This is a genomic window from Amycolatopsis coloradensis (assembly GCF_037997115.1).
In the GTDB taxonomy this organism is placed as follows: domain Bacteria; phylum Actinomycetota; class Actinomycetes; order Mycobacteriales; family Pseudonocardiaceae; genus Amycolatopsis; species Amycolatopsis coloradensis_A.
In genome coordinates, this window is sequence record NZ_CP150484.1 from 3,733,043 (window position 1) to 3,753,462 (window position 20,420).

A 20,420-nucleotide genomic window follows, 5' to 3' on the forward strand; every position below is an offset into this window, starting at 1 on the left:
AGGAACCGCGGCCCGGCGGCTGACTTCAGGATCGGCAGAACTCAGCTCACCTTGACGAGACTGAACGAGTGTTCAATACTTTGAACATGCGTTTAACCTCTGATCTGACCGCGCGGGCCCGGATCCGCGACGCCGCGTTGGCCAGATTCGGCGCCGACGGCATCGCGGGGACCTCGGTGCGGGCGGTGGCCGCGGATGTGGGGGTGTCGCCGGGGCTGGTGCTGCACCATTTCGGCTCGAAGGACGGGTTGCGGCAGGCGTGTGACGACCACGTGCTCGATGCGATCCGCTCCGGTGGCGAGGCGGGGACCGACGCGCTGGGAGAGGTGTTGCAGGCCGCCACGCCGGTGCGGCGGTATCTGGCCCGGGCCTTCCTGGACGGGTCGAGTGGCGCGTCCGCCCTGTTCACCGAGATCGTGGATCGCACCGAGGCATGGCTGGCCGACGGTGAGCGCGAAGGGTGGGTGCGCTCCTCGGACGACTCCCGGGCGCGCGCCGTCGTGTATGTGTCGTGGCTGCTGGCGCCCCTCGTACTCGGCGATCACGTCGGACGGCTGCTTGGCGGGGATCCGGCGGAGACCGCGACCGCGGTCCGGGGAGCCAAGGCGGGGCTGGAGATTCTGACCAACGGCCTGTTCGCCGATGACCGGTGGCTGTCCGCCTACGCCGCCATCAACGGCGAGGAGCGAGCGAAGTGAGGGCGTTGCTGGTCACCCACGGCACACGGGGCGACGTGCAACCGATGCTCGCCCTCGCGGTCGCCCTGCGCGCTCGCGGGCACGAGGCGTTGCTGGCCGCGCCGGACTCGTTCGCCGACGCGGCGGGGGAGTACGACGTCGAGTTCGCTTCGTTGGGTGAGGGGCCGAACCGGCTGATGAACGACCCGGTGGTGCAAGAGGCCATCGAGGGAGGCTATCGCGGAGTGCGGGGCAAGATCACCGCGGTGCGGACCGCTCAACGGGTCAAGCCGCTGATGGCGGAGGTCTTGCACAACATCGGTGTGGTCGCGAAAACGTCCCGCGCGGACATCGTCGTGCACACGACCGGGGTACCCGCTCACCACGCCGCCGAGATGCTGGGCGTGCCCGCGGTCGTCGTCGCGCTGCAACCCGGTTGGATTCCCACCGGCGACTTCCCCTGCCCGATGATGCCCTTGCCCCGCCTGCCGAGGAGTCTGAACCGCGCCACGTATCTCGCCGTGGGCGCCATACTGCGGATGTACGCCGGTATCACCACTACGTGGCGTACCACCGAACTCGGATTGCCGCGCCGCCGGGGAAGCCACGACATCCTGCACGACGCGCAAGGCAAGGACCGTCCGGTCCTGCAAGCCTTCAGCCGTCAGATCACCGTCTCCGCTCGCGATTGGCCGGATTCGGTGCACACCACCGGCTTCTGGTACCTCCCAGCGGTGACAGGCTGGGAGCCGGACGCGGAGTTGCGTGCCTTCCTCGACGCCGGTTCCGCTCCGGTCTACATCGGATTCGGCAGCATGGCAGGCCGGGACGCGCGCCGCACCCGCGCGGTGGTCGAGGAAGCGGTCCGCCGGGCGGGTGTCCGCGCGGTGCTCGCCACCGGCTGGGGCGGCATTTCCGCGGACGCCGGCACCGGCGATCTGTTCGTGATCGACCATGCACCGCACGAGTGGCTGTTCCCGCGGATGAGCGCGGTCGTGCATCACGGTGGCGGCGGCACGACCGGCGCCGCGCTGGCGGCGGGCGTACCGCAGGTGGTGTGTCCGTTCGTCGCCGACCAGCCGTACTGGGCGGGCCGCATGCACGCTGTCGGCGTCGCGCCGGCCCCGATCCGCCAGCAAAGCCTCACGGCCGACCGGCTGGCCGAGGCACTGCGACAGGCCACCAGTGACGCCGGAATGCGCGAGCGGGCCGCCCGGCTCGGCCGCGAGATCCAGGCCGAGAACGGTGTAGCCGTCGCAGCAGACTTTCTGGAAACCCTGACCTGACAAGGAAATCACGATGGAAATCACCGAAGCGGTCGCGAAGACCTTCCGGATGGACGATGAAGCGTGGCGCCGTCATGCGAACCCCTGGAGCGTGTGGACCCGCTTCGCGGCCATTCCGCTGATGCTCATCGCGGTCTGGAGCAGGACCTGGATCGGCTGGTGGTGCCTGGTGCCGGTCGCGGCCGTGGTCGTGTGGCTGTTCCTCAATCCGTCGGCGTTCCCGCCGGTCGAGCCGCGCAGCTGGGCCGCCCGCGGGATCTACGGCGAACGCGTTTGGGCACAGGACAAAGCGTCGGTCCCGCCGGACCACGGCCGGGTACTGCGTGTCCTGGTCGTACTCGGCCTCGCCGGATTCGGCCTGATCACCTGGGGCCTGGTGATGCTGGACTTCTGGCCGACCCTCTTCGGAGCGGTCGTCGTCATCATGGCCCAGCTGTGGCGCATCGACAGGTTCGGCTGGCTTTGGGAACGCGCCGAGGAACAGGCGACCGCGAAAGATGTCAGTCGTCATCCATTATCCGCACCGTGCCCGCGGTGCCGTCGATGGTGATCAGCTGGCCGGTGGTGATCTCGTGGGTGGCGTTGCGGACGCAGATGACGGCCGGGATGCCGTACTCCCTGGCGACCGTGGGGCCGTGCGCGACCGGTGAGCCGGTTTCGGTGACCAGGCCCGCCGTGGTCAGGAACAGCGGGGTCCATCCGGGATCGGTGGTCGGCGCCACGAGGATTTCGCCGGGCTCGATGTAGGCACCTGCCGGATCCCGGATCACCCGGGCCTTCCCGGTCGCCTGGCCCGCCGCACCGGCCATCCCGGTCAGCACGCCGTCTTCGACTGGTCCTGGCGGGGCAAGTGCTTCCACGTCGGTTCCGTCAGAGAGCAGGGCGCCCGGGACGGTGTGCCGCCGTAGCTCTCGGCGGTGGTCCGCGCGGCGTGAGGCGATCAGTCGACGGTGGTCGGTGGCGTCGTGAACGGCCGCGCGCGCTTCGTCGAGTGTGAGGAACATGATGTCGTCGCGGCTCTCCAGCAGGCCGCGCGACACGAGATCATCACCGATGAGGAGGAGTTGGCGCCGGGAGGCTTGGATAGCGGGCAGCCACGCGAATTTCCCGATCTCGCGCAGGCCGGTGAGCTTACGCGACCGGCGCATGAGGAAGGTCGCGATCCGCCCGCGGACCGGCCGCCGGCGCCGAGCCCGGTGGGACAGCGTCTCGATCATCGCTTCGGCCTTGTGCGCGGCTTGGCGGAAACGCCGGTCCGGGGCAAGCTCGGGGTCGTCGACCCGGAGGTAGTTGGCGATCGTGGCGAACAACGGCGCCGGATCCTCGTCCCAGCGGGGCATGCCGACATCGATCTCGGCGGCCGCGCGCATGCCGTACCTGTCGATGAACCCGGCCATCCCGATGTCGGGGAGCCGCCCGGTGCGATACCGCGCCGCCAGTTCGTCAGGTGGGATGCTGAGGAAGATCTCACGGTGCTTTCGCGCGTTCACGGCGAGGTTCCAGAGGAGCAGGTCCATCTCGGTGGTCACGTTGTGAGGCATGCCGCCCAGGACGATGTCGAGTTCCTCGTTGGAGGCGATGCCTTTCAGCAGCCCGGAGGGCGCCGCGCCGAGGAGGATCCCGGCCATCAAGGGACCCATGAGCCCCAACATGCCGTGGCTCATGATCGCCCGATGTGAGTCCTCGATGACCCACCTCAGGCGTTCCGCTGTGGTGGCCGAGTTCGAGGGCGGTACGGTCAGGCGCCGGATCTCCTCGACCGCGCGGTACGAGCGGATACGGGCCGCGTCCGGGCGGGCGAGGCTCGAGGCGATTCCGGCGATCATGCTCGGTGCCAGCAACGCCGTGGCCCTGAGGATGTTGCCCAGCCGGAACGGAAGACCGCGCCGCGGGGCGAAGCGGGGATCGGTCATCATGTGCTCGACGGCGCCTTGCACTCGCGGCCCGTACACCTGCAGGGACGTCGACAAGCGTTTGCGCATGGCCTTGTGCCGGACGAAGTCGGTCAGGTCGAAATAGAGCCGTCCGCCGATGGGAACCAGGCGAGGCAGAGGATCCCGCGGATCGCCGTGGACCCCGTGTGCGTGGAACCACAGCGCCGATCCGGCCTTGAGCAGGGAGACCCCCATCGGCGTGCACGGGCGGAGCATTCCCTGGATGTGGCCGAACTCGAGGTAAAGCCGGGCCTCGCCGGTGTCCGGTGGCGACGGGAACAGGGTGGTGATCGGCCGTGACTGCAGCAACCACAGCACACCGTCGGAATCGATCGCCCACTCGATGTCCTGTGGAGAGCCGAAATGCTGTTGCAGGCGCAGGCCGGCGTCCCGGAGTTGCTCGAGCTCCCGTGTGCCGAGACATCCTTCGGGCAGCCGTGGCACGGTTCGCGCGTGGTGGTCGAGAACATAGTGATCGGGCACGACAGTGCCGTCGACGATCGCCGTGCCCAAGCCGGGAGCGGCGTCGATGATCATCTCGGTGCGGCAACCGGTGATCGGGTTGGCGGTGAACAGAACACCTGCCGCTACGGGGTCGATCATCCGCTGGATCACCACCGCCATGGCGGCGTCGTCGATACCGGCGGAGGCGCGGTAGGCCACGGCCCGGTCGGAATGCAGGGAATCCCAGCACTTGTGGATGGCATCGACGAGCGACGCGGACCCGTTGATGCCGAGATAGGTGTCCTGTTGACCGGCGAAGCTGGCGTCCGGCAGATCTTCGGCAGTGGCGCTGGAACGCACCGCGACCGGGCCGCTACCAAGCCGCTCGTATGCGCCGATCACCACCTTCTCGGGGAGGTCTCGCGACGAGTACGCCTCGACGGTCAAACAGAAGCCGTCCGGGACACGCTCACCAGCGTTGATCATCTCACCGAGGCCGGCGGCCTTCCCGCCCACCAGGTCGATCATCGAAGCATCGATCTCGGACAGACGGATCAGCTTCATCTCTCGTCCTCCTGTGGTGGGCTCAGGTGATTCGTCGGCTGGTTCGATATGCCATCGCGGCGAGGAGCACCAGCGATCCGATGCCGAACGGGATCGTGTGTTCAGCGTTGCCGAGGAACAGGGTTCCGGCGACGGCAAGGAGAAGCCCGACGCAGTACCGCGCCGCTAGGGCTGCCGTACTTTTCTTTGCCGGTGCGGTATCGAGATACCGCCGGTAGAGCGCGGTCCAGACTTCCAGTCGATCCAGCTGACGGGCCAAGTCCCGGCCCGTGGCGGTGAGTCCATGGCGGACCGATGGCGAAGGGCGGTTGTCCCAGCTGCCGGAATGGCCATGTCGGTGGGCCACACCGGCCGCGGCAAGGACTCGCAGCGCCGAGGTGACTGCCTGCCGGCTGACTCGCAGCTGCCGGTGGAGATCCTCGAGCGAGCACGGGGCTTCGGCCAGGATGTCCAGGATTTCGACCACGTGGGGTTGACTGACCAGCCGGGCCAGCTCTGCGGTGGTGTGATCGGGCACTGGCCGTAGCTTCCCTTCCCGCGTCGGGATGGTTGGGCCTACACGATAGGCGTGACATGCATGCCGCATTGTCGACTTTGACGTTTTCTCTACGGGGTTGGACCGGCCGGGTGAAGCCGGTTCACCCGGTCTTCCGGTGCCGTCTCGCCTTCCGCAGGAGTATTGAGCGAGCCGCGTCATCCGTCGGGATCATCGCGGGGGGTCCGCACGCTTACCCGTCAGGGCGAGCCATGACAAGCTGAAGACTGTGATCGCCAGGCCCAACGTGTCGGTCCACTGTCCTGTGAATTCACTGTCGACCCAGACGAGAACCCAGCCGAGCACCGCGGGAAGCTGCAGGTACCAGTAACGCCGCGGAATGCCGCCGAGCAGCACCATGAACAGCACCGCGAACACCAGGGCGGGGTTGACGGTGCCCATCAGGAACTTTCTTTCTGTGCCTGGGCTTCAGGGCGTCCTGTCGGCAGGTTATCGGGTGGTTCGATTCTGAGTGCCTTGGCGACGGGGACGTCGGTGGAGGAGTGCAGGACGATCGACAAGGCGATCGTGATGGCGACGAGGTCGAAGACGTGTTCCCCGGCGGGAATCCCGGCCTGGAGCGCGAGCAGGCCGTAGACGACGGACGCGAAACCCTTCGGCCCGAACCAGGCGGCGACTGATCGTTCCCGGGCGGGCACTGGAGTTCGGATCAGGGAGAACATCATCGCAGCGGGCCGGATCAGCACGATGGCGATGACCGCAACGGCCCAGTCGCCGAAGCTGAGATGTGACAGCCGCTCGGGGGTGATGAGCGCGCCGAACACGAGCAGGGCTGCGAACTTCGTCGTTTCCGAAAGCAGGTCACCGAAGTGTTCGAAGTGCTCCGCCGAGACGCGGTCCATTGTGGCCAGAGTGACGCCGGCCGCGAACGCGGCGAGATAGGGGTTGGCGTGGGTGAGATGACAGGTCGCGTAGAGGATGACCGCGACCGCCAATGGTCCCAGTGCTTGGAGGCGTGGTTCAGCGGTCAGGATCTTCAGCCGCCAGGCGAGCGAGATGGCCGCGGGAATGGCGACACCGAGAACGAGACCGGCGACGAGTTCGATCGCGATTCCGCCGAAATCGGTGTCCCGGTTCGCGGCGGTGGCCAAGAAGATCAGCACGAACGGCAGGGCAAGACCGTCGTTGAGCCCGGATTCGACGTTGAGAAGCCTGCGCAGGCGCAGTGGCACGTCGGTCCGGCCGACGATGGCCGATGCGAAGACCGGGTCGGTCGGGGACAGAATGGCACCGATCAGGAACGAGGTGGTCCAGTCCAGGCCGGTGAGGTAGTGGGTGGGCACGGCGATTCCGACCATGGTCAAGGGCATCGCCAACCCGAGTGCGCGGCCGGAGAGCCGCCATCCCTCCTTCAAGGAGGGCAGACTGGCGCGCTGGCCGTCGGTGAACAGCACGGTGAAGAGGGCCAAGTCGGCGAGTCCGGTCACGAAGGCGCCGTTGGACGGGATGTCGACCAGCCCGAAGCCGCCTTGCCCGATCAGTGCACCGGCGACCAGGAACAACAATGCGGTGGAAAGCACGGTGCGGGCCGCGAGCCCGGACAACGACACGCTGATCAACAGCACCAGACCGAACGCCAAAGCGAGCGCCATCACAACCCCGTCCACGTCGAATGACCCACCCGTCATGGATGGGTCGTGCCGACCAGACTTCCCGGCGCTCCGCGCGTAAAGATGCCGTATGGCAGCCGTAGATGCAAACCAGCGACCGGGCGGTTCGGGAGGCGGGTGTCAGGTGCGAGGTGCTGGAGGCAGCGGCGGCGGGTCTTCGTCGGCGACGTGCTTGTGCTGGCGCTCGACGATCGTTCGCGGGGTTCGTGACCGCGGCCAACGGGTGAGCACGGGGCCGATGGTGGCGAGAATGAGGACGTAGGCGGTCACGATCGGGCCGAGGGTGGCGCTTGCCGCGCCCGCGAGGCTGACGATCACGATCGAGAACTCGCCGCGAGGGACCAGGATGGTGCCTGCCCTCGTCCGTCCTCGGGATCCGGCGCCGTCGCGTCGCGCGGCGAGCCATCCTGTCGCGAACTTGGTCGCGATACCGGCGGCGGCGAGTGCCATTGCGGTGGGGAGCACGGGCAGCAGATCGGTGGGGCTCACGGCGAATCCGATGGCCAAGAAGAAGGCGGCGGCGAACAGGTCTCTCAAGGGTGAGAGCACTGTCCGCGTGCGTTCTGCGGCTTCCCCGGTGAGAGTCAGGCCGATCAGGAACGCGCCTACTGCGGCTGACACATCCACCAGTTCCGCCAGCGCGGCGGCCACCAGTGTCACACCGAGGACGCGCAGCATCAGCTGCTCCGCGTCAGGGTGAGCGAGCCAGCGGTTGACGTGATGACTCCACCGATGCGACGCGGTGAACGCGGCGGCGAGGCAGGCGACCGCGATCAGCACCCCGGCGACCGCCTGTCGCCAGGAGCCGCCCGACGCGAGGACAGCCAGGATCGGCAGGTAGAGCGCCATGGCGAAGTCCTCGATCACGAGGATGGACAGCACGGCGGGCGTCTCGCGGTTCCCGAGCCTGCGCAGATCGCCCAGTAACCGGGCGATGATGCCTGATGACGAGATCCAGGTGGCGCCGCCGAGGGCGAGCACGCCCAGCCAGTTCAGCCCGAGCAGCCAACCTGCGAGCACTCCCGGGGCTGCGTTGAGCAGTAGGTCGGCGACGGCGGATGGGAAGTGTCGGCGGAGACTGTGCTGTAGTTCGGAGGTGTCGAATTCCAGGCCGAGCGTCAGCAAAAGCAGCACGACACCGATGGACGCTCCGGTCTGGACGAACTCGCCCGCGGCAGGGATGGGCGCGATGCCGCCTTCGCCGAGGCTGAGCCCGGCCAGTAGGTACAGGGGGATCGGCGAGAGCGAAAGTCGCCTGGCGACGGCGCCGAGCATGCTGAGCGCGAGCAGGACGATACCGAGCTCGAGTAGCAACGCGAGCGACGTGTGCACGGTCAGCCCTCGATGATCGTGCGCACGCCGTTGATCCCTTCGTGTGTTCCGATCACCACGAGAACGTCACCTGCTCGCAGAAGTTCGTCAGGAGTGGGGGAGGCGATGACGCTGTCAGCACGGACGATGGCGACGATGGAGGCACCGGTGCGGGTTCGTGCCCTGGTGTGACCGAGTGGCCGTCCGGCGTGCTCGGAAGTCGCGGGTACGGCGACCTGGCCGGCACTGAGTCCCGGTACCTCTTTGGTCAGGTCGGCGAATCGCTCCGCAATCCTCGGTGCGCCGAGGATCTCCGCGACGGTGTCCGCCTCGACGGCGGTGAGCCGGAAGAGAAGGTCACCTTCGTCCGGATCGGTGGAGGAGTAACCGATCACTTCGAATTCTCCCGATCGGCGGGCGACGATGCCAATCCGGTCGCCTTGGGCGTTGGTGAACTCGTAGCGCAGGCCCACACCGGGCAGCAGAACCTCGTTGACGTCCATCCCCTCATCATCGCAGCTCGCGAGTCCCAGACAATTCAGTCGCCACTCATCGTCACGAAGCAGGGTCACTGGTATCGCCGGATCGAGCGGAGTGCATTTTCCCCAGGCAATACGGACGAGGGATTCGCAGCGGCGATGTTCAGCCTGCTCACCATCCCGGTCGGCCCTGCTCGTCTTGGCCGCGCTGATGGCGCTGGGCGTCCTGGGCTATCACCGCAGAGACCTCAACACCTGACCGTTGCCTACGTCGAGATGCGTACGCGGTGAGAGCCCTCATACGGATGTGCGTAGCCGGGGAGGGAAATAACGTCGACGCGGTAGAAGTTCCTTCTGTCCAAGGAGAAGCACGTGCGAAACGACGGCATTTCCCTTGCCGTTTCGGGCGCCTACGTCTGGATTGCCATGGTGGCTTTCGGGGGTATCGCGGTCGAGACCGTAGTCATCTATCCGAACGTCTTCCACGACGCGCCCGCCTCGCTGGCCAAGGCCATGGAGTTCTTCGTGGTCACCGGTCCCGCCGACCTGTTTCCGCCGATGGGTGCGGTCACCGTGCTCGCCGCCGCGGCGACTCTCCTGTCGTTGAGGCGGGCACGGGAGGCCCGATGGTGGATCACGGGGAGCCTGGGCACCCTGCTGGTCGGCGAATTCCTGTTCTCCGTGCTCTATTTCTGGCCGCGCAACGACCTCATGTTCGAGGAGGGGATCGCCGAGCATTCCGTGGAGTTCCTGCGGCGGACCGCGCTCGAGTTCGAGGTCGGTCATTGGTTCCGGCTCGCGTTCAGCGCTGTCACCGCGACGCTGGCCTTCATCGGGTTCCTGCGCTACCACCGAGCACGTGCGTTGTCCGGAGGTTCGGCATGAAAGGCGGGGCCCGCTCCTCACTCGGCGTCTCGTGGCCGGTGATCTTCCTCCTCGCGGCCCTTGGTGTGCCCAGAGTCGTCGCGCACGACCTCGGGCTCGTTGGCCCGGTGGGCAACGCGCTGCTGGTGTTCACACCGGTCGCTGTCTGGCTCGCTGTCGTGCGGATGTCGCCGAAGGACTGGGGAATGCTGAGGCACGGCGCCGATAGAACCGGACGTGCGCCGGCGCCGGAACCATGTTCACCGGTGCGCTTTGCCAGAACGGCGCCCGTGCAGCGGGCACGGCCTGTAAGCCGTTCAACGAGGAGTGTGTAGAACGCTCACGGGCCGCTGAGAAGCGGCCCGTGAGGACGGCTCGGAGCGCAGGGTTCAGTACGGGAACTGTCGTCGTCCGCGGTGGACAGAAATCCACTTGAGGGTGGTGAACTCGTCAAGGCTGCGGTCACCATTGAGGCGCCCGAACCCGGACTGCTTCTCGCCGCCGAAGGGGACGATCGGCTCGTCGTGGATGGTCGTATCGTTGATGTGGACCATGCCGGTGTGGAGCCGCTTCGCGATCTCGACGCCGTGTTCGAGGCCGCGAGTGTGGACCGCACCGCTCAGGCCGAAGTCGGTGTCGTTGGCGATGTCGACCGCCTCGTCCTCGGTATCGAACGGGATCAGGCACGCCACCGGACCGAACATCTCCTGCTGCATCACCGACATCGCGGTTGTCACGTCCGTCAGCACTGTGGGGCCGAACAGGTTCCCGTTGACCTCGCCGCGTAGCGCGACCGTCGCACCCTCCGCGATGCCCTGCTCGACCAGCGCGGCGAGTGCGGCGGTTTGCCGCTGGTTGATCAGCGGTCCGACGATCGTCTCCGAGTCACGAGGATCGCCGACCTGCAGCGACTTCGCCTTCGCCACGAACTTCGCCGCGAACTCCTCATACACGTCCCGGTGGACGAGGATCCGGTTCGCCGACATGCAGATCTGACCCTGGTGGGTGAAGCGGGAAAAGGCCGCCGCGTCGACCGCGAGGTCGATATCGGCGTCCGCCAGCACGATCATCGCGCTGTTTCCGCCCAGCTCCAGCAGCGGTTTCTTGAAGTGCCGCACCGCGACCTCGGCGACGTGCCTGCCGACGGCCGACGACCCGGTGAACGAGATGACCCTCGGTGCGGGGTGTTCGAGGAACGCGTCGCCGATCGCCGGGATCTCGGTCACGACGACGTTGAGCAGACCCGCGGGCAGGCCGGCCGCCTCGAAGATCTCGCCGATGAGCGTGCCGCCAGTGATGGGCGAGTCCTCGTGCGGTTTGAGGACAACGCCGTTGCCGGCGCCGAGCGCGGGCGCCACCGACTTCATCGACAGGAAGAACGGGAAGTTGAAGGGGCTGATGACACCGACGACGCCCACCGGTTCGCGGTAGACGCGGTTCTCCTTGTCGTCTATCGGGGACGGCAGGATGCGGCCTTCCATGCGCAGCGGGAAGGTCGCCGCCTCCTTGAGCATGTTCAGCACCAGGCCGATCTCGAACATGGCCTTGAGCCGGGTACCGCCGAGCTCGTCGACGATGATCTCCACGATCGCGTGCTCGTGCTCCTCGACGTACCGGACCGCTCGCTCGAACACCGTCCGCTTGGCATAGGGGTTGACCTGATCCCATTCGAGCCTGGCACGCGCCGCCGCCCGGTACGCGTCGTCGATGTCGTCGACTCCCGCGATCCGGAACTCGGCGACGGTGGTGCCGTCATACGGGTTCCGGTCGACGAGGACCTTGTTCATCGAGCCGTCACGCCACTCACCTGCGATGAATTGGTGGCGCCTGGGCGAACCTGCGACAGGTGATGTCGTCGGTGTCTTCGCTGTGCCGTTCATTAGCGTCTCCCTGTATCGGTGCCTGGCTGAGCGAGGTTGATGCGGGACGCGGCGCCGTGAGCGGGCGGCGTGGGCGACGCGGCCTGGGCGGCCCGCTGTGCCGGGGGCTGAGCGAGGTGTGCGGCGACCGCGTCGGCACCGTGGAGCCGTTCGAGCGCCGCACGGCCGCGCTCGGTCGCGGTCGGCTGCAGCTCCGGGATCTGGGGGTTGTCGATGAGCACCGTCGGCTGGGAACGGAATTCGTAGGCGCGGATGGACTTGTCGGCGCTCAGATTCTGCACGGTGTGCGCGTACTTCCGTCCCCTCTTTATGGGCAGGAGATCGCCGCGGTACTGCACGGCATCGTGCTCGAGGTGCTCGCCGTGCAGGGTGAGCGCCCCTTCCTTTCCGCAGTCGACGACCAGCACGATCACATCGGTCCGGGGGTGCATGTGCGCCTTGGCGAGGAACCAGGCAGGAACCTCAAGCCCTCCCACGGAAATGCCCACCCCGGAGGGATTGGCCTCGTGGCGTCCGTCGACCAGAGGCCGGATTCGGTGTCCCTGGGGAGTCAGGACCGGGTCGACGGAGTCGAACGGGACAACAGTGCAGCGACCGCTCACGGAGCGTGTTCGAGATGGGTTCTTCAGGCGGGCAGCCGCGTGGCGCTGTGCCACGTCTCGCAGGTCGGACCGGACGACAGTGTCGGCGAACACGCGCTCGTCCGAACGCACCACGTAGCCGGTGGCGCCGCGGTCGAACCCGGTGCTGACCGCGTAGGGCGTGCCACGGCGGATGGTCAGCAGGTCGCCCTGCTCCTGGACCGCGAGATATCGCAGGTCATCGCCGTAGAAGACCCACACGGGGGCGCCCTCGGTGAACAGCAGCACAGTGTCGGTGTTGGGATGTTCCTGCGGGTCGCTGAGGAAACCGGCCGACAGCTCCAGTCCGCCGGCGGACAACGCGAAACCGGGAACGTTGCCGGTGGCGGTGCCGTTGACCAGCTCTCTGGCTTGCCCCCACCCCGGTGCGCGGCACGGATCGACGGATGTGAACGAGATCGGGCTCAACTGCGTGCTGATGGGGTGGGTCGAGGTCACGGTCGGCTCCTTTCACGAGCCTTGCCCTGGAGGATGGAGCGCGCGACGTGACCGGTGCTGTGGTGCTCCTGCCGAACGTTGGCGTTCTCAGGAACTGTCTTCGATATCGGCCAAGTGGTCCTGGCGCGCCTCGTCGTGGGAGGTAAGACGCCTGGTCAGGATAGTGATCATGGAGCTGTCGACAATGTCGCGGAGTGTTCGGGGGAGACGTTCTTAGCCGGACGTAGCAGAGGGCTTGTGTGATCCGGGGCGCATGGGTAAAGAGCCGGCGATGCCGTCCCTCGTCGACACGGGCTCGTGCCGGCGGCACTTTCAGGTGCCCTGCGTCCCGGGTCGGCGAACACGCGCCGAGCTTCAACTGGTCGGCGGTCGCGTTGCTGGTCGATCCAGCCGCCGGCGCCGTTGATGGTGTCCTTGGCGAATACTGGACCGTTGGTACCGATGAACGTGACACGTCCGGTTGTGCCGGTGTCGGTGACCGTGTGCAGTCGCCCTGCTGGAGCGGCAAGTAAGTGCGAATATTCGGTAACGACCTTCCCAAGTTGCAGAAATATTGCCGGTGTGACGGAGGATGACTGGGTAGCCGAGCGGTCGCGGGAGTTCGCGTCGCTGTGTGGTAGGCGCGTCGAGTCGTGGACTGTCGCGACGGGCGGTGGCCCCGAGTTCGCAGATCCGTGGGCGCACTGTTTACAGATGCTCGGCTTGCAAGTACGGCTGGACGATGACGCCGTGTGGAGTGTCAATACTTGCGAAGGCGGCACCGCGTCCGGGCTGTGGGCTGTCCCGGAAGCAAGGTTTCGGGACAAGGGGCTGTGGGGCGGAATCCACCGATGGAGAGCGTTGGCCGAGTTGCCGCTTGGACAGGTCAAGCATGTGGCTGTCTTCGCTGACGAGGGCGTTCTGGCCCAGGTGAATCTGGAAATCGGCGAACGGCCTCTGCTGCTGATCGCAGACGCACTCGATGAGACGGGCGCGAAAGAACACCTTATTCCACGCGCTGGACGATTCGGTATTGGTAGTCACCGATTCCGCCGCTGTCGAGCTTGCCCGAGGTCCACGTCGCGGCGGGGACTCACACGAATTGGCGACTGGTCGCTCGCCGTTGAATCGTGATAGCGGCTAAAGGTTGTCCCGTAATGAGCAAATGCGTTGGTGGTATAGGTGATGGCGCCGCGGGGCGGCCGGTCACTCCGTGCTGGCCAGGTTGCGCATGAGGGCGATGCCGCGGGTGGCGTGCGTGGCGCCGGTGTTGAGGTCCTCTTTCCCCCGCGGCAACGGCGGTTGTCCGTCACGGGGTCGTGGTAGGGCATGATCATCTCGGGGTTGCCCTGGTAGCCGCCGTCGGTCATCACATGGGCGCCCGGCATTGCTCGTCGGAGTCGGAGTCGGAGTCGGAGTCGGTGCGGCTGCCGGGCGTGGGTCCCCCGACCGCGGCGACCAGGCGGGTGTCGGCGTCGATGACGACCTGGATGTTCACCGACTACCGACAATTCCCGGACGAGGAAGTGGTGACCCGGCGTCGGAGAAATCGATTCGGGGCGCGAGGTCAGGCAACTCGTTCGCCGTACCCTGCACGCGTTTCGAGGTTCTTGCTGCCGCGCATGAAGACGAAGGCAGTGAGAACTGCTACCAGTGACGCTCCGGCCCACATCGCGGACTGCCAACCCGCGACGAAGGATTCCCGCGCGGCTCGGGCCACGGGCTGCTCCCGTTCGCCGGCGCTTGCGATTGCCTGGGCGATGCCTTTTCGAGCGGCTTCGGCGGTCGCGGTGGGAATACCGTCGAGTCTGGAGTCGATGTTGCTGCGGTAGCCCGCTGATAGCAGCGCTCCGAGCAGCGCGATTCCCACTGCGGCACCGATCTCTCGCGCGATGTCGTTGAGCGCGGAGGCCACGCCTTGATGGTCCTGCGGCAAAGCACCGGTGATGGACTCTGTTGCGAGCGGCATGGACACACCCATTCCGCTGCCCGCGGCGATCATCCCGGGCAGGACTGCGAGGTAGCCGGAATCGGCGGAGACGGAGGTCGCGAGTAGAACCAGGCCCGCCCCGGTCAGGATCAGTCCGGTTGTCATGGTGGCGCGCGATCCGATCCGCTCGGCCAAGCGCGTGGACAAGCCGGAAGCGATCGCCATCAGGCCGGCCATGGGGAGGAGTGCCACCGCAGAGAGCACCCCCGACCAGTCCAAGACGTTTTGGAAGAACGGGTAGAGGAGCACGGCGGACCCGGCGTGAACCGCGAAGACCGCCACGAGTGCGACGGACCCGCTTGCCAGGCCACCGTTTCTGAACAGGCGCATGTCCAAAAGCGGAGCCGGGTGGCGGAGATCCCAAGCCACGAAACCGACGGTGCCGAGGATTCCACAGGCCAGGCTGATGGTGGTGCCGACTGCCCACCAGCCCCGCTCTGGGCCTTCGTGCAGGAACAGGGTGATCCCGACCACCCCCAGTACCGATGTCAGGGATCCGATCAGGTCGAAGGGACGTTTCGAAGGCGCACGGGAGCTGGGCACCGAGTGCCACGCCGTGGCGAACGCGAATAGCACCAGAACGAGGGGAAGCACGAACAGGAAGCGCCAGCTCGCCGCGTCGACGAGGACACCGGAAAGGAGCATGCCGAGCACCGCTCCGACCCCGGCGACCCCAGTCCAAACCCCGATGGCACGGACTCGCTCCTGCGCGGGGAAGGTCGAGGTGATGACGGCCAAGGTGACCGGCATGATCATCGCCGCGCCCACCCCGCCGAGCAATCGCGCCGCGAGCATGAGCCCGGCGGACGGGGCGAGACCGGCCCCCGCGCTCGCGACGGCGAAGACAGCGAGGCCGACGAGAAGCACGGGCTTGCGGCCCTGTCTGTCGCCGACTGCGCCGAGCGGCAGTAGTAGCGCGGCCAGGGTGAGGACGTAGCCGTTCATGATCCAGAGGACTGTGCCTTGTGATGCGTCGAAGTCGGATGCGAGGTCCGGCTGAGCGACGTTCAGCCCCGTGACGGAGGCGACGACAGCGAGCAAAGCGGCGCACATCGCGACCAGGATCGAGCGCCGTTGCCGCGGATCGGAGACCAGGGCTTCGGCAGTCGTGCTTGATCCGGATCGCCTCGGGTGTGGCCGGTTTGCGGTCAAGCTGTCCTCCGGGGATGAGAGTGTCGGCTCGCTATGCGACTGGCCGTAGGTCAGCTTGCGCAGGTGCTCCGTTCGAGGTCTCGCTGCTTCGGATGGCACCACCCTCGCCGAAGCCTCGATCACGCCGAAATCTCCGCCGGTCGGCACCTCGCTCCACGGCGAGCCGGAGCAGGGGCAACCTCGCGTTCCTTCGTCACCGGGTGTGCGCTGACCAGAATCTCCGTGCGATGGCGTAATAGCGGCCGCCTAAAACGAGATCTGGGGACTCCGCTCCGATTCGTCCTGCCTTGGCCTTGGCGCGGCGAAGGAGACGCGAGGATGGTGGGTTTTCGTCGGAGACAAGATCACCAGGGCACATCCTCTCGCCGCATCGCCGTACGAAAAGTGAATGGTTACCGCTGCGCCGGATGGTAGAAGAGTAGAAAGTTCATCCGCCGGAGACAAACGACGTTCCGTCACGTGGAATGGCAACGCAGGTCGGCCCTGAGGTGCCGCGGTGACCGACCTGCAGCATGTGCAAACGCAACAACCGGGTACGGCGGACGCCGTGGTGCACACGTGGCCGGCGCTCGCAACGGCAGGAGTTGCCGGCCGGTCGTCGATGAGTGGCCAGTCCGTTCGACGGTTGCCCGACGTCGATCGGCGCCGAGGGAAGCGGGCAGGCCCGTGAGTGGGGCACGGCCGGCTTCGCGGGCTCCGGGCTGCTCACTGGGAACCTCTGCGGGACTCGTATCTGGCGGCGCGGGGGTGACCGGCGGGCTGAACCGGTGCGGGGTGGCTGTCGTCCAGCGGCTCGCCCGAGACGATGACCGAGAAGCAGCCGGAGGCCTACGACGGTGCCGACCTGCGGCGTGCCTAACCCCGGGAGTCTCGCGTCGGCTACCGCTAGTTCGGGCGGCGAACCGGACACTTGGGGGCCAGCGGTCCTCCTGCGAAGCTCGCTCACGTGCTCACCCGCGACCTGCTTCGCGCGGGCCAATGCGCGTTGCTCATCGGGGCAGGCGCGGAGTGAGGTCCAGTGCCGTAGTCATGGAGCGCGTCTGAAGTCGCGGGGTGCGCAAGTCGCCCTGCGGCCGGCGGGGTGTTCGAACAGTGCCTCCGCGGCGGCGAGAAATGGCTCGGTCTGCAATCCGCTGGCGAGGCCGATTTCGGCAACACTTCGCCACACGTGCCGGCTCATTCTTCAGGTGAGGGGTCCGGCGGACGTGCCAGGAGTCAGCCGGTGGGGCGCTGCACCATGTCCGAGGTGTACTTGACCGACGAAGGCTCGTGCCGCGAAGTGAACGGGCACTTCCAGTCCTCTTCGGTCATCCGTCCGGAGAAGTGCCGGGACGGCATCTGGTACTCGTAGGTGGTGAAGCTCGGGTTGACCGAGCCGTTGTTGGTCGTCTCGCGTTTGCGGATCGCGTCCTGCATTGAGAAGAACTTGTCGCCCAGCAACATGAACTGCATCATCGAGTTGAACGCGATCGCCGGTCGGGAGAACCTCCGGCTCGCCCGGGACGAACCGGGGTGCATGCCGATGGCGAAGAACGAGTGCCCGGCGACGTGGAAACCGAAGTTCGGTTCGTCGGGGTCCGAGGTGAAACCTTCGTCGAGGCCATAGGTTCGGCTGTCGATGTCGTGCATGAGCTGGAGATGGCGCCACATCAGGCGTTCGTGCTCCTCCTCGTCGAGGATCCCGCCGGGTTCTTCGAAGGTGGCCACGAACGTGCGAAAACTCTTGTCCGACAACGTGGGCCGGATGTCGCGGGCGTAGCCGAGCATGTCGCGGTAGTGGGCCCGCGCCGATGCCGGATCGCCCAGCGCCGGGTAGTGGCCGTGGACGATCGAGCCCTTCTTCAACGCCGCACGAGCACCGAGACAGCTGAACTCCGTGGTCTGGATGAACGCTTCGAGCTCCGCTTTCGGGTCGCTCATTTCACTCCGCCTTTCCGATGCTCCCCGGCCGTTCGCCGCCTGCCGGGAAGCCAGTCGAAAGCGCGCACGGTGACCGGGCGCACCGGGAGGGCCGGCGCGGCCGCGTTGCCGGCGCCGGCGTCCAGTTCCGTGATTGTACACTCAGGACGGTGGTCGACTTCGACGTCGGCGGTGAGGGTGAACGAGGGCCCGGCAGTCCGGCCAGGGCGGTGCCGTCGACCTTGAGGTAGGCCTCCCTGCAGGTCCAGTACCGGAAGAAGGTCAGCGGCTCGAGCACGGCGACGGCCTCTTCCGGACGCAGTGTCCGCGTGGCCAGTCCGTCGTGGTCGACGATGAGAACCTGCCGAAGTCGGGGTACAGGGCCTACCGAGCGGACTTCACACTTCCCCACCTCGGGTTGTTGACCGAGGTCAAGTACGTGCGCTCCAAGAACCACTTCAAGGAGGTGGAACAGGCCCATCGTCACCCAAGGCCGGCGTGTAACAGTCGCGACCCCTTGTGTCACTCGCCGGCGAGTTCACGCCTTCCCTTTCGGGCAGTTTCGCCGGAAAGTTCGCCCTGATTCATTGAACGTCGATCGGCGGCAAAAGGCCGTCCGGTTACGGTACAGCGGTCGTGATCTCAACATCACAACGGCGACAGCGTCCGTCGGCAGCCGATGTCGGTACCGACCATGAGTGCAAGCCCTACAGGGAACGGAAGTCCGGCCGTGCAGATCGTGAACGCCACCGAAAGCGACGCTCCGGCAATCGGCGAACTCGTCGCCGAATCATTCGCGCAGTTGGACCTGGCACGCTGGCTGGTCGACGACCAGGACGATTGGAAAAGGATCGCTCCGCGATACTTCGAGGCGGAAGTCAGGGATGCCGTGGCCAACGGCGCCGTCTACACGTTCCCCGATCTCTCTGCCGTTCTGGTCAAGTTCGACGGCGACGCCACGCACGAACCGGATCCAGGACGGCAAAAGTGGCTCGAGGAAACTACTGGGCCATACTATGACAGGTTCGTGCGGCTCGAAGAGGCTTTAAAGGATCGCCGGCCGAGCAGGCCCCATCAATACGGTGCGATCGTCGCCGTCCGTGCTGGAGACCGTAGCAAGGGAGCCTGCTCCCTGCTGCTCGAGCATTTCCACCGCATTCTCGACGAACGCGGGCAAGACCTTTACTGCGAAGCCGCGAGCAAGAATCTGGAAGGTTTCTTCGCCCGGCATGGCTACACCACGTTCGGGCCGCCGGTGACCCTTGACGGCCGCGAGCTTGTGCATCCGATTTGGCGCGAGGCTTGCCGCCCTGCCGACGAGGTGCATTCATGAATCAGCGCATGCATCGACACGATGACAGGCTTTTCGACCTGATTTCGGGGCATGTGCACGAACAGTTGCACAGCGACGACATCGCTTTGGACTGCCCGGACTCGGGTGAGGATCTCGGCGAGGTATTGGACGGTCTGCTCTGCGCGTCCGGGAACGATCCGGAACACGTGCTCAAGCTGTACCAGCGAGAGTTGTCTCGAACGATCATAAACCAGGCAAGCCCTCGATTTTTGTCCTTTATTCCGGGAGCGCCGACCAAAGCGGCCCAACTGTTCGACATGGTGGTGTCCAGCGACGCGCTCCTGGGCACGTTCTGGCTGGAATCAGCCGGGGTGATCGCGGCGGAGAACCAAGTTCTCCGGCTGATCGCCGATCTGGCCGGTCTTCCCGCGACAGCCGGTGGCTGCTTCGTCTCCGGCGGCTCGGCAGGAAATCTCTCGGCCCTCGTGGTGGCGCGTGACATAGCCCGTCGGCGACTGGGGCTTCCAGTGGGTTCCCGGCTCAGGGTCGCGGTCAGTGACCAGGCGCACTCTTCGGTGGGGAGTACGCTCAACGTCATCGGGGTGGAGGCATTGGTCGTACCGTCTGTCGACCATCGTTTCACCGGAGCGGCATTGCGCGCGGCGCTGGAGGACGACCGTGACCCGAGCCCCGTGATCGCCGTCGTGGCCACGGCTGGAACCACCAACGCCGGAATCATCGACGACCTGGCGGGGATAGCGGATGCCGCCGAGGCGCACGATCTGTGGTTCCACGTGGACGCCGCCTACGGTGGGGCCGGGCTCTTCGCCCACTCGGTCCGGCAAAAATTCGATGGCATCGAAAGGGCCGACTCCTTCATCGTCGACTCGCACAAATGGCTGTTCGGCCCCTTCGGTTCCGGCGCCCTGATCTACCGGGATCCCCAGGTGGCCAGATCTGTGCACAGCCAGGTCGCGCCGTATCTCGATGGCGTGCAGACCCACGCCGGACAATCGAAATGGAATCCTTCGGACTACGCTCACCAGCTCACCCGCACTCCCGGTGGCATGCCTCTCTGGTTCTCCCTCGCGGTCCACGGAACCGATGCCTACCGCAGCGCTATCGAGAGCGGAATCTCGATCGCCAGGGAGACGGCCGATCTGATCCGCGCCGAGTATCCGCATCTCGAAGTGATTCGCGATCCTGAACTGTCCTGCCTGCTTTTTCGGCGGCACGGCTGGTCCGCGGGCGAATACTACCGCTGGTCGAAGGAGTTGCTCGCCGACGAGATCGGCTTCATCCTCCCGACCACCTGGGAGAACGAGGTCGTCGGCCGATTCGCCTTCGTGCACCCGGGAACCACCATCGAAATGGTTCGCCAGGTCCTGGACAGCACCACTGAGCCTGCAAGCTGAAATTCGA

Annotated in this window: 17 protein-coding genes; 6 read left to right on the top strand and 11 right to left on the bottom strand. The window is 66.4% G+C overall.

The window, feature by feature from the left end:
• Positions 1-86 precede the first annotated feature (86 nt).
• From LCL61_RS17930 to LCL61_RS17940, 3 genes are read left to right on the top strand one after another with little or no spacing between them, the layout of a single operon-like run.
• Entirely contained in the window at positions 87-698 is a 612-nt protein-coding gene (locus LCL61_RS17930) for a TetR/AcrR family transcriptional regulator (protein WP_340687875.1), read from the top strand.
• On the top strand, positions 695-1,963 hold the full coding sequence (locus LCL61_RS17935) for a glycosyltransferase (protein ID WP_340687876.1): 1,269 nt from the start codon (positions 695-697) through the stop codon (positions 1,961-1,963). Before LCL61_RS17930 ends, LCL61_RS17935 begins: the two co-directional genes overlap by 4 nt.
• A 13-nt stretch (positions 1,964-1,976) precedes the next feature.
• Positions 1,977-2,513 carry a DUF6653 family protein gene (locus LCL61_RS17940; protein ID WP_340687877.1) on the top strand — a complete coding sequence of 179 codons (537 nt, stop codon included), beginning with the start codon at positions 1,977-1,979 and terminating at the stop codon, positions 2,511-2,513.
• Here LCL61_RS17940 and LCL61_RS17945 read toward each other — a convergent pair.
• The 6 genes from LCL61_RS17945 to LCL61_RS17970 all read right to left on the bottom strand — a co-directional run bounded on the left by LCL61_RS17945 (position 2,464) and on the right by LCL61_RS17970 (position 8,885).
• Positions 2,464-4,905, bottom strand: a complete 2,442-nt coding sequence (locus tag LCL61_RS17945) for a PEP/pyruvate-binding domain-containing protein (RefSeq protein ID WP_340687878.1) — start codon at positions 4,903-4,905, stop codon at positions 2,464-2,466. The two genes, LCL61_RS17940 and LCL61_RS17945, sit on opposite strands and share 50 nt — an antisense overlap.
• A 22-nt stretch (positions 4,906-4,927) precedes the next feature.
• Positions 4,928-5,422, bottom strand: coding sequence for a hypothetical protein (locus tag LCL61_RS17950; RefSeq protein WP_340687879.1), 495 nt, complete (start codon positions 5,420-5,422; stop codon positions 4,928-4,930).
• Between the two features lie 189 nt (positions 5,423-5,611).
• A complete protein-coding gene (locus LCL61_RS17955; RefSeq protein ID WP_340687880.1) occupies positions 5,612-5,842 on the bottom strand; it encodes a hypothetical protein in 231 nt (76 codons plus the stop codon).
• Positions 5,842-7,068, bottom strand: a complete 1,227-nt coding sequence (locus LCL61_RS17960; protein ID WP_340687881.1) for a sodium:proton antiporter — start codon at positions 7,066-7,068, stop codon at positions 5,842-5,844. Before LCL61_RS17960 ends, LCL61_RS17955 begins: the two co-directional genes overlap by 1 nt.
• 123 nt (positions 7,069-7,191) lie before the next feature.
• Positions 7,192-8,403, bottom strand: a complete 1,212-nt coding sequence (locus LCL61_RS17965) for a cation:proton antiporter (protein WP_340687882.1) — start codon at positions 8,401-8,403, stop codon at positions 7,192-7,194.
• Between the two features lie 2 nt (positions 8,404-8,405).
• Positions 8,406-8,885 carry a cation:proton antiporter regulatory subunit gene (locus LCL61_RS17970; RefSeq protein WP_340687883.1) on the bottom strand — a complete coding sequence of 160 codons (480 nt, stop codon included), beginning with the start codon at positions 8,883-8,885 and terminating at the stop codon, positions 8,406-8,408.
• Between the two features lie 348 nt (positions 8,886-9,233).
• Here LCL61_RS17970 and LCL61_RS17975 point away from each other — a divergent pair, with 348 nt between their 5' ends.
• Complete coding sequence (locus LCL61_RS17975) at positions 9,234-9,746, top strand: anthrone oxygenase family protein (protein WP_340687884.1); 513 nt, start codon at positions 9,234-9,236, stop codon at positions 9,744-9,746.
• 368 nt (positions 9,747-10,114) lie between these two features.
• Here LCL61_RS17975 and LCL61_RS17980 read toward each other — a convergent pair whose 3' ends face one another.
• From LCL61_RS17980 to gntA, 5 genes are all read right to left on the bottom strand, one after another.
• The gene (locus tag LCL61_RS17980) at positions 10,115-11,512 is read right to left on the bottom strand and encodes an aldehyde dehydrogenase family protein (protein ID WP_340687885.1); all 1,398 of its coding nucleotides are present in this window, start codon (positions 11,510-11,512) and stop codon (positions 10,115-10,117) included.
• Between the two features lie 92 nt (positions 11,513-11,604).
• Positions 11,605-12,684, bottom strand: coding sequence for a hypothetical protein (locus tag LCL61_RS17985; RefSeq protein WP_340687886.1), 1,080 nt, complete (start codon positions 12,682-12,684; stop codon positions 11,605-11,607).
• Positions 12,685-14,032: 1,348 nt separating this feature from the next.
• Complete coding sequence (locus tag LCL61_RS42610; RefSeq protein ID WP_425342012.1) at positions 14,033-14,161, bottom strand: hypothetical protein; 129 nt, start codon at positions 14,159-14,161, stop codon at positions 14,033-14,035.
• Between the two features lie 69 nt (positions 14,162-14,230).
• Entirely contained in the window at positions 14,231-15,952 is a 1,722-nt protein-coding gene (locus tag LCL61_RS17995; RefSeq protein WP_340687887.1) for an MFS transporter, read from the bottom strand.
• A gap of 1,068 nt (positions 15,953-17,020) precedes the next feature.
• Positions 17,021-17,725 (bottom strand): guanitoxin biosynthesis heme-dependent pre-guanitoxin N-hydroxylase GntA, encoded by a 705-nt coding sequence (gntA, locus tag LCL61_RS18000; RefSeq protein ID WP_340687888.1) that lies wholly within the window; start codon positions 17,723-17,725, stop codon positions 17,021-17,023.
• 709 nt (positions 17,726-18,434) lie between these two features.
• Between gntA and LCL61_RS18005 the strand changes: the two genes are divergently transcribed.
• Both LCL61_RS18005 and LCL61_RS18010 read left to right on the top strand, forming a co-directional pair.
• Positions 18,435-19,037 (top strand): hypothetical protein, encoded by a 603-nt coding sequence (locus LCL61_RS18005; protein ID WP_340687889.1) that lies wholly within the window; start codon positions 18,435-18,437, stop codon positions 19,035-19,037.
• Positions 19,034-20,413 carry a pyridoxal phosphate-dependent decarboxylase family protein gene (locus tag LCL61_RS18010; RefSeq protein WP_340687890.1) on the top strand — a complete coding sequence of 460 codons (1,380 nt, stop codon included), beginning with the start codon at positions 19,034-19,036 and terminating at the stop codon, positions 20,411-20,413. Before LCL61_RS18005 ends, LCL61_RS18010 begins: the two co-directional genes overlap by 4 nt.
• Positions 20,414-20,420 lie beyond the last annotated feature (7 nt).

Bases quoted from the DNA above. Each gene is read 5' to 3' on its own strand.
- LCL61_RS17930 (WP_340687875.1), top strand. From the start codon at position 87: ATGCGTTTAACCTCTGATCTGACCGCGCGGGCCCGGATCCGCGACGCC.
- LCL61_RS17940 (WP_340687877.1), top strand. From the start codon at position 1,977: ATGGAAATCACCGAAGCGGTCGCGAAGACCTTCCGGATGGACGATGAA.
- LCL61_RS17945 (WP_340687878.1), bottom strand. From the start codon at position 4,905: ATGAAGCTGATCCGTCTGTCCGAGATCGATGCTTCGATGATCGACCTG.
- LCL61_RS17955 (WP_340687880.1), bottom strand. From the start codon at position 5,842: ATGGGCACCGTCAACCCCGCCCTGGTGTTCGCGGTGCTGTTCATGGTG.
- LCL61_RS17970 (WP_340687883.1), bottom strand. From the start codon at position 8,885: ATGGACGTCAACGAGGTTCTGCTGCCCGGTGTGGGCCTGCGCTACGAG.
- LCL61_RS17980 (WP_340687885.1), bottom strand. From the start codon at position 11,512: ATGAACAAGGTCCTCGTCGACCGGAACCCGTATGACGGCACCACCGTC.
- gntA (WP_340687888.1), bottom strand. From the start codon at position 17,725: ATGAGCGACCCGAAAGCGGAGCTCGAAGCGTTCATCCAGACCACGGAG.
- LCL61_RS18010 (WP_340687890.1), top strand. From the start codon at position 19,034: ATGAATCAGCGCATGCATCGACACGATGACAGGCTTTTCGACCTGATT.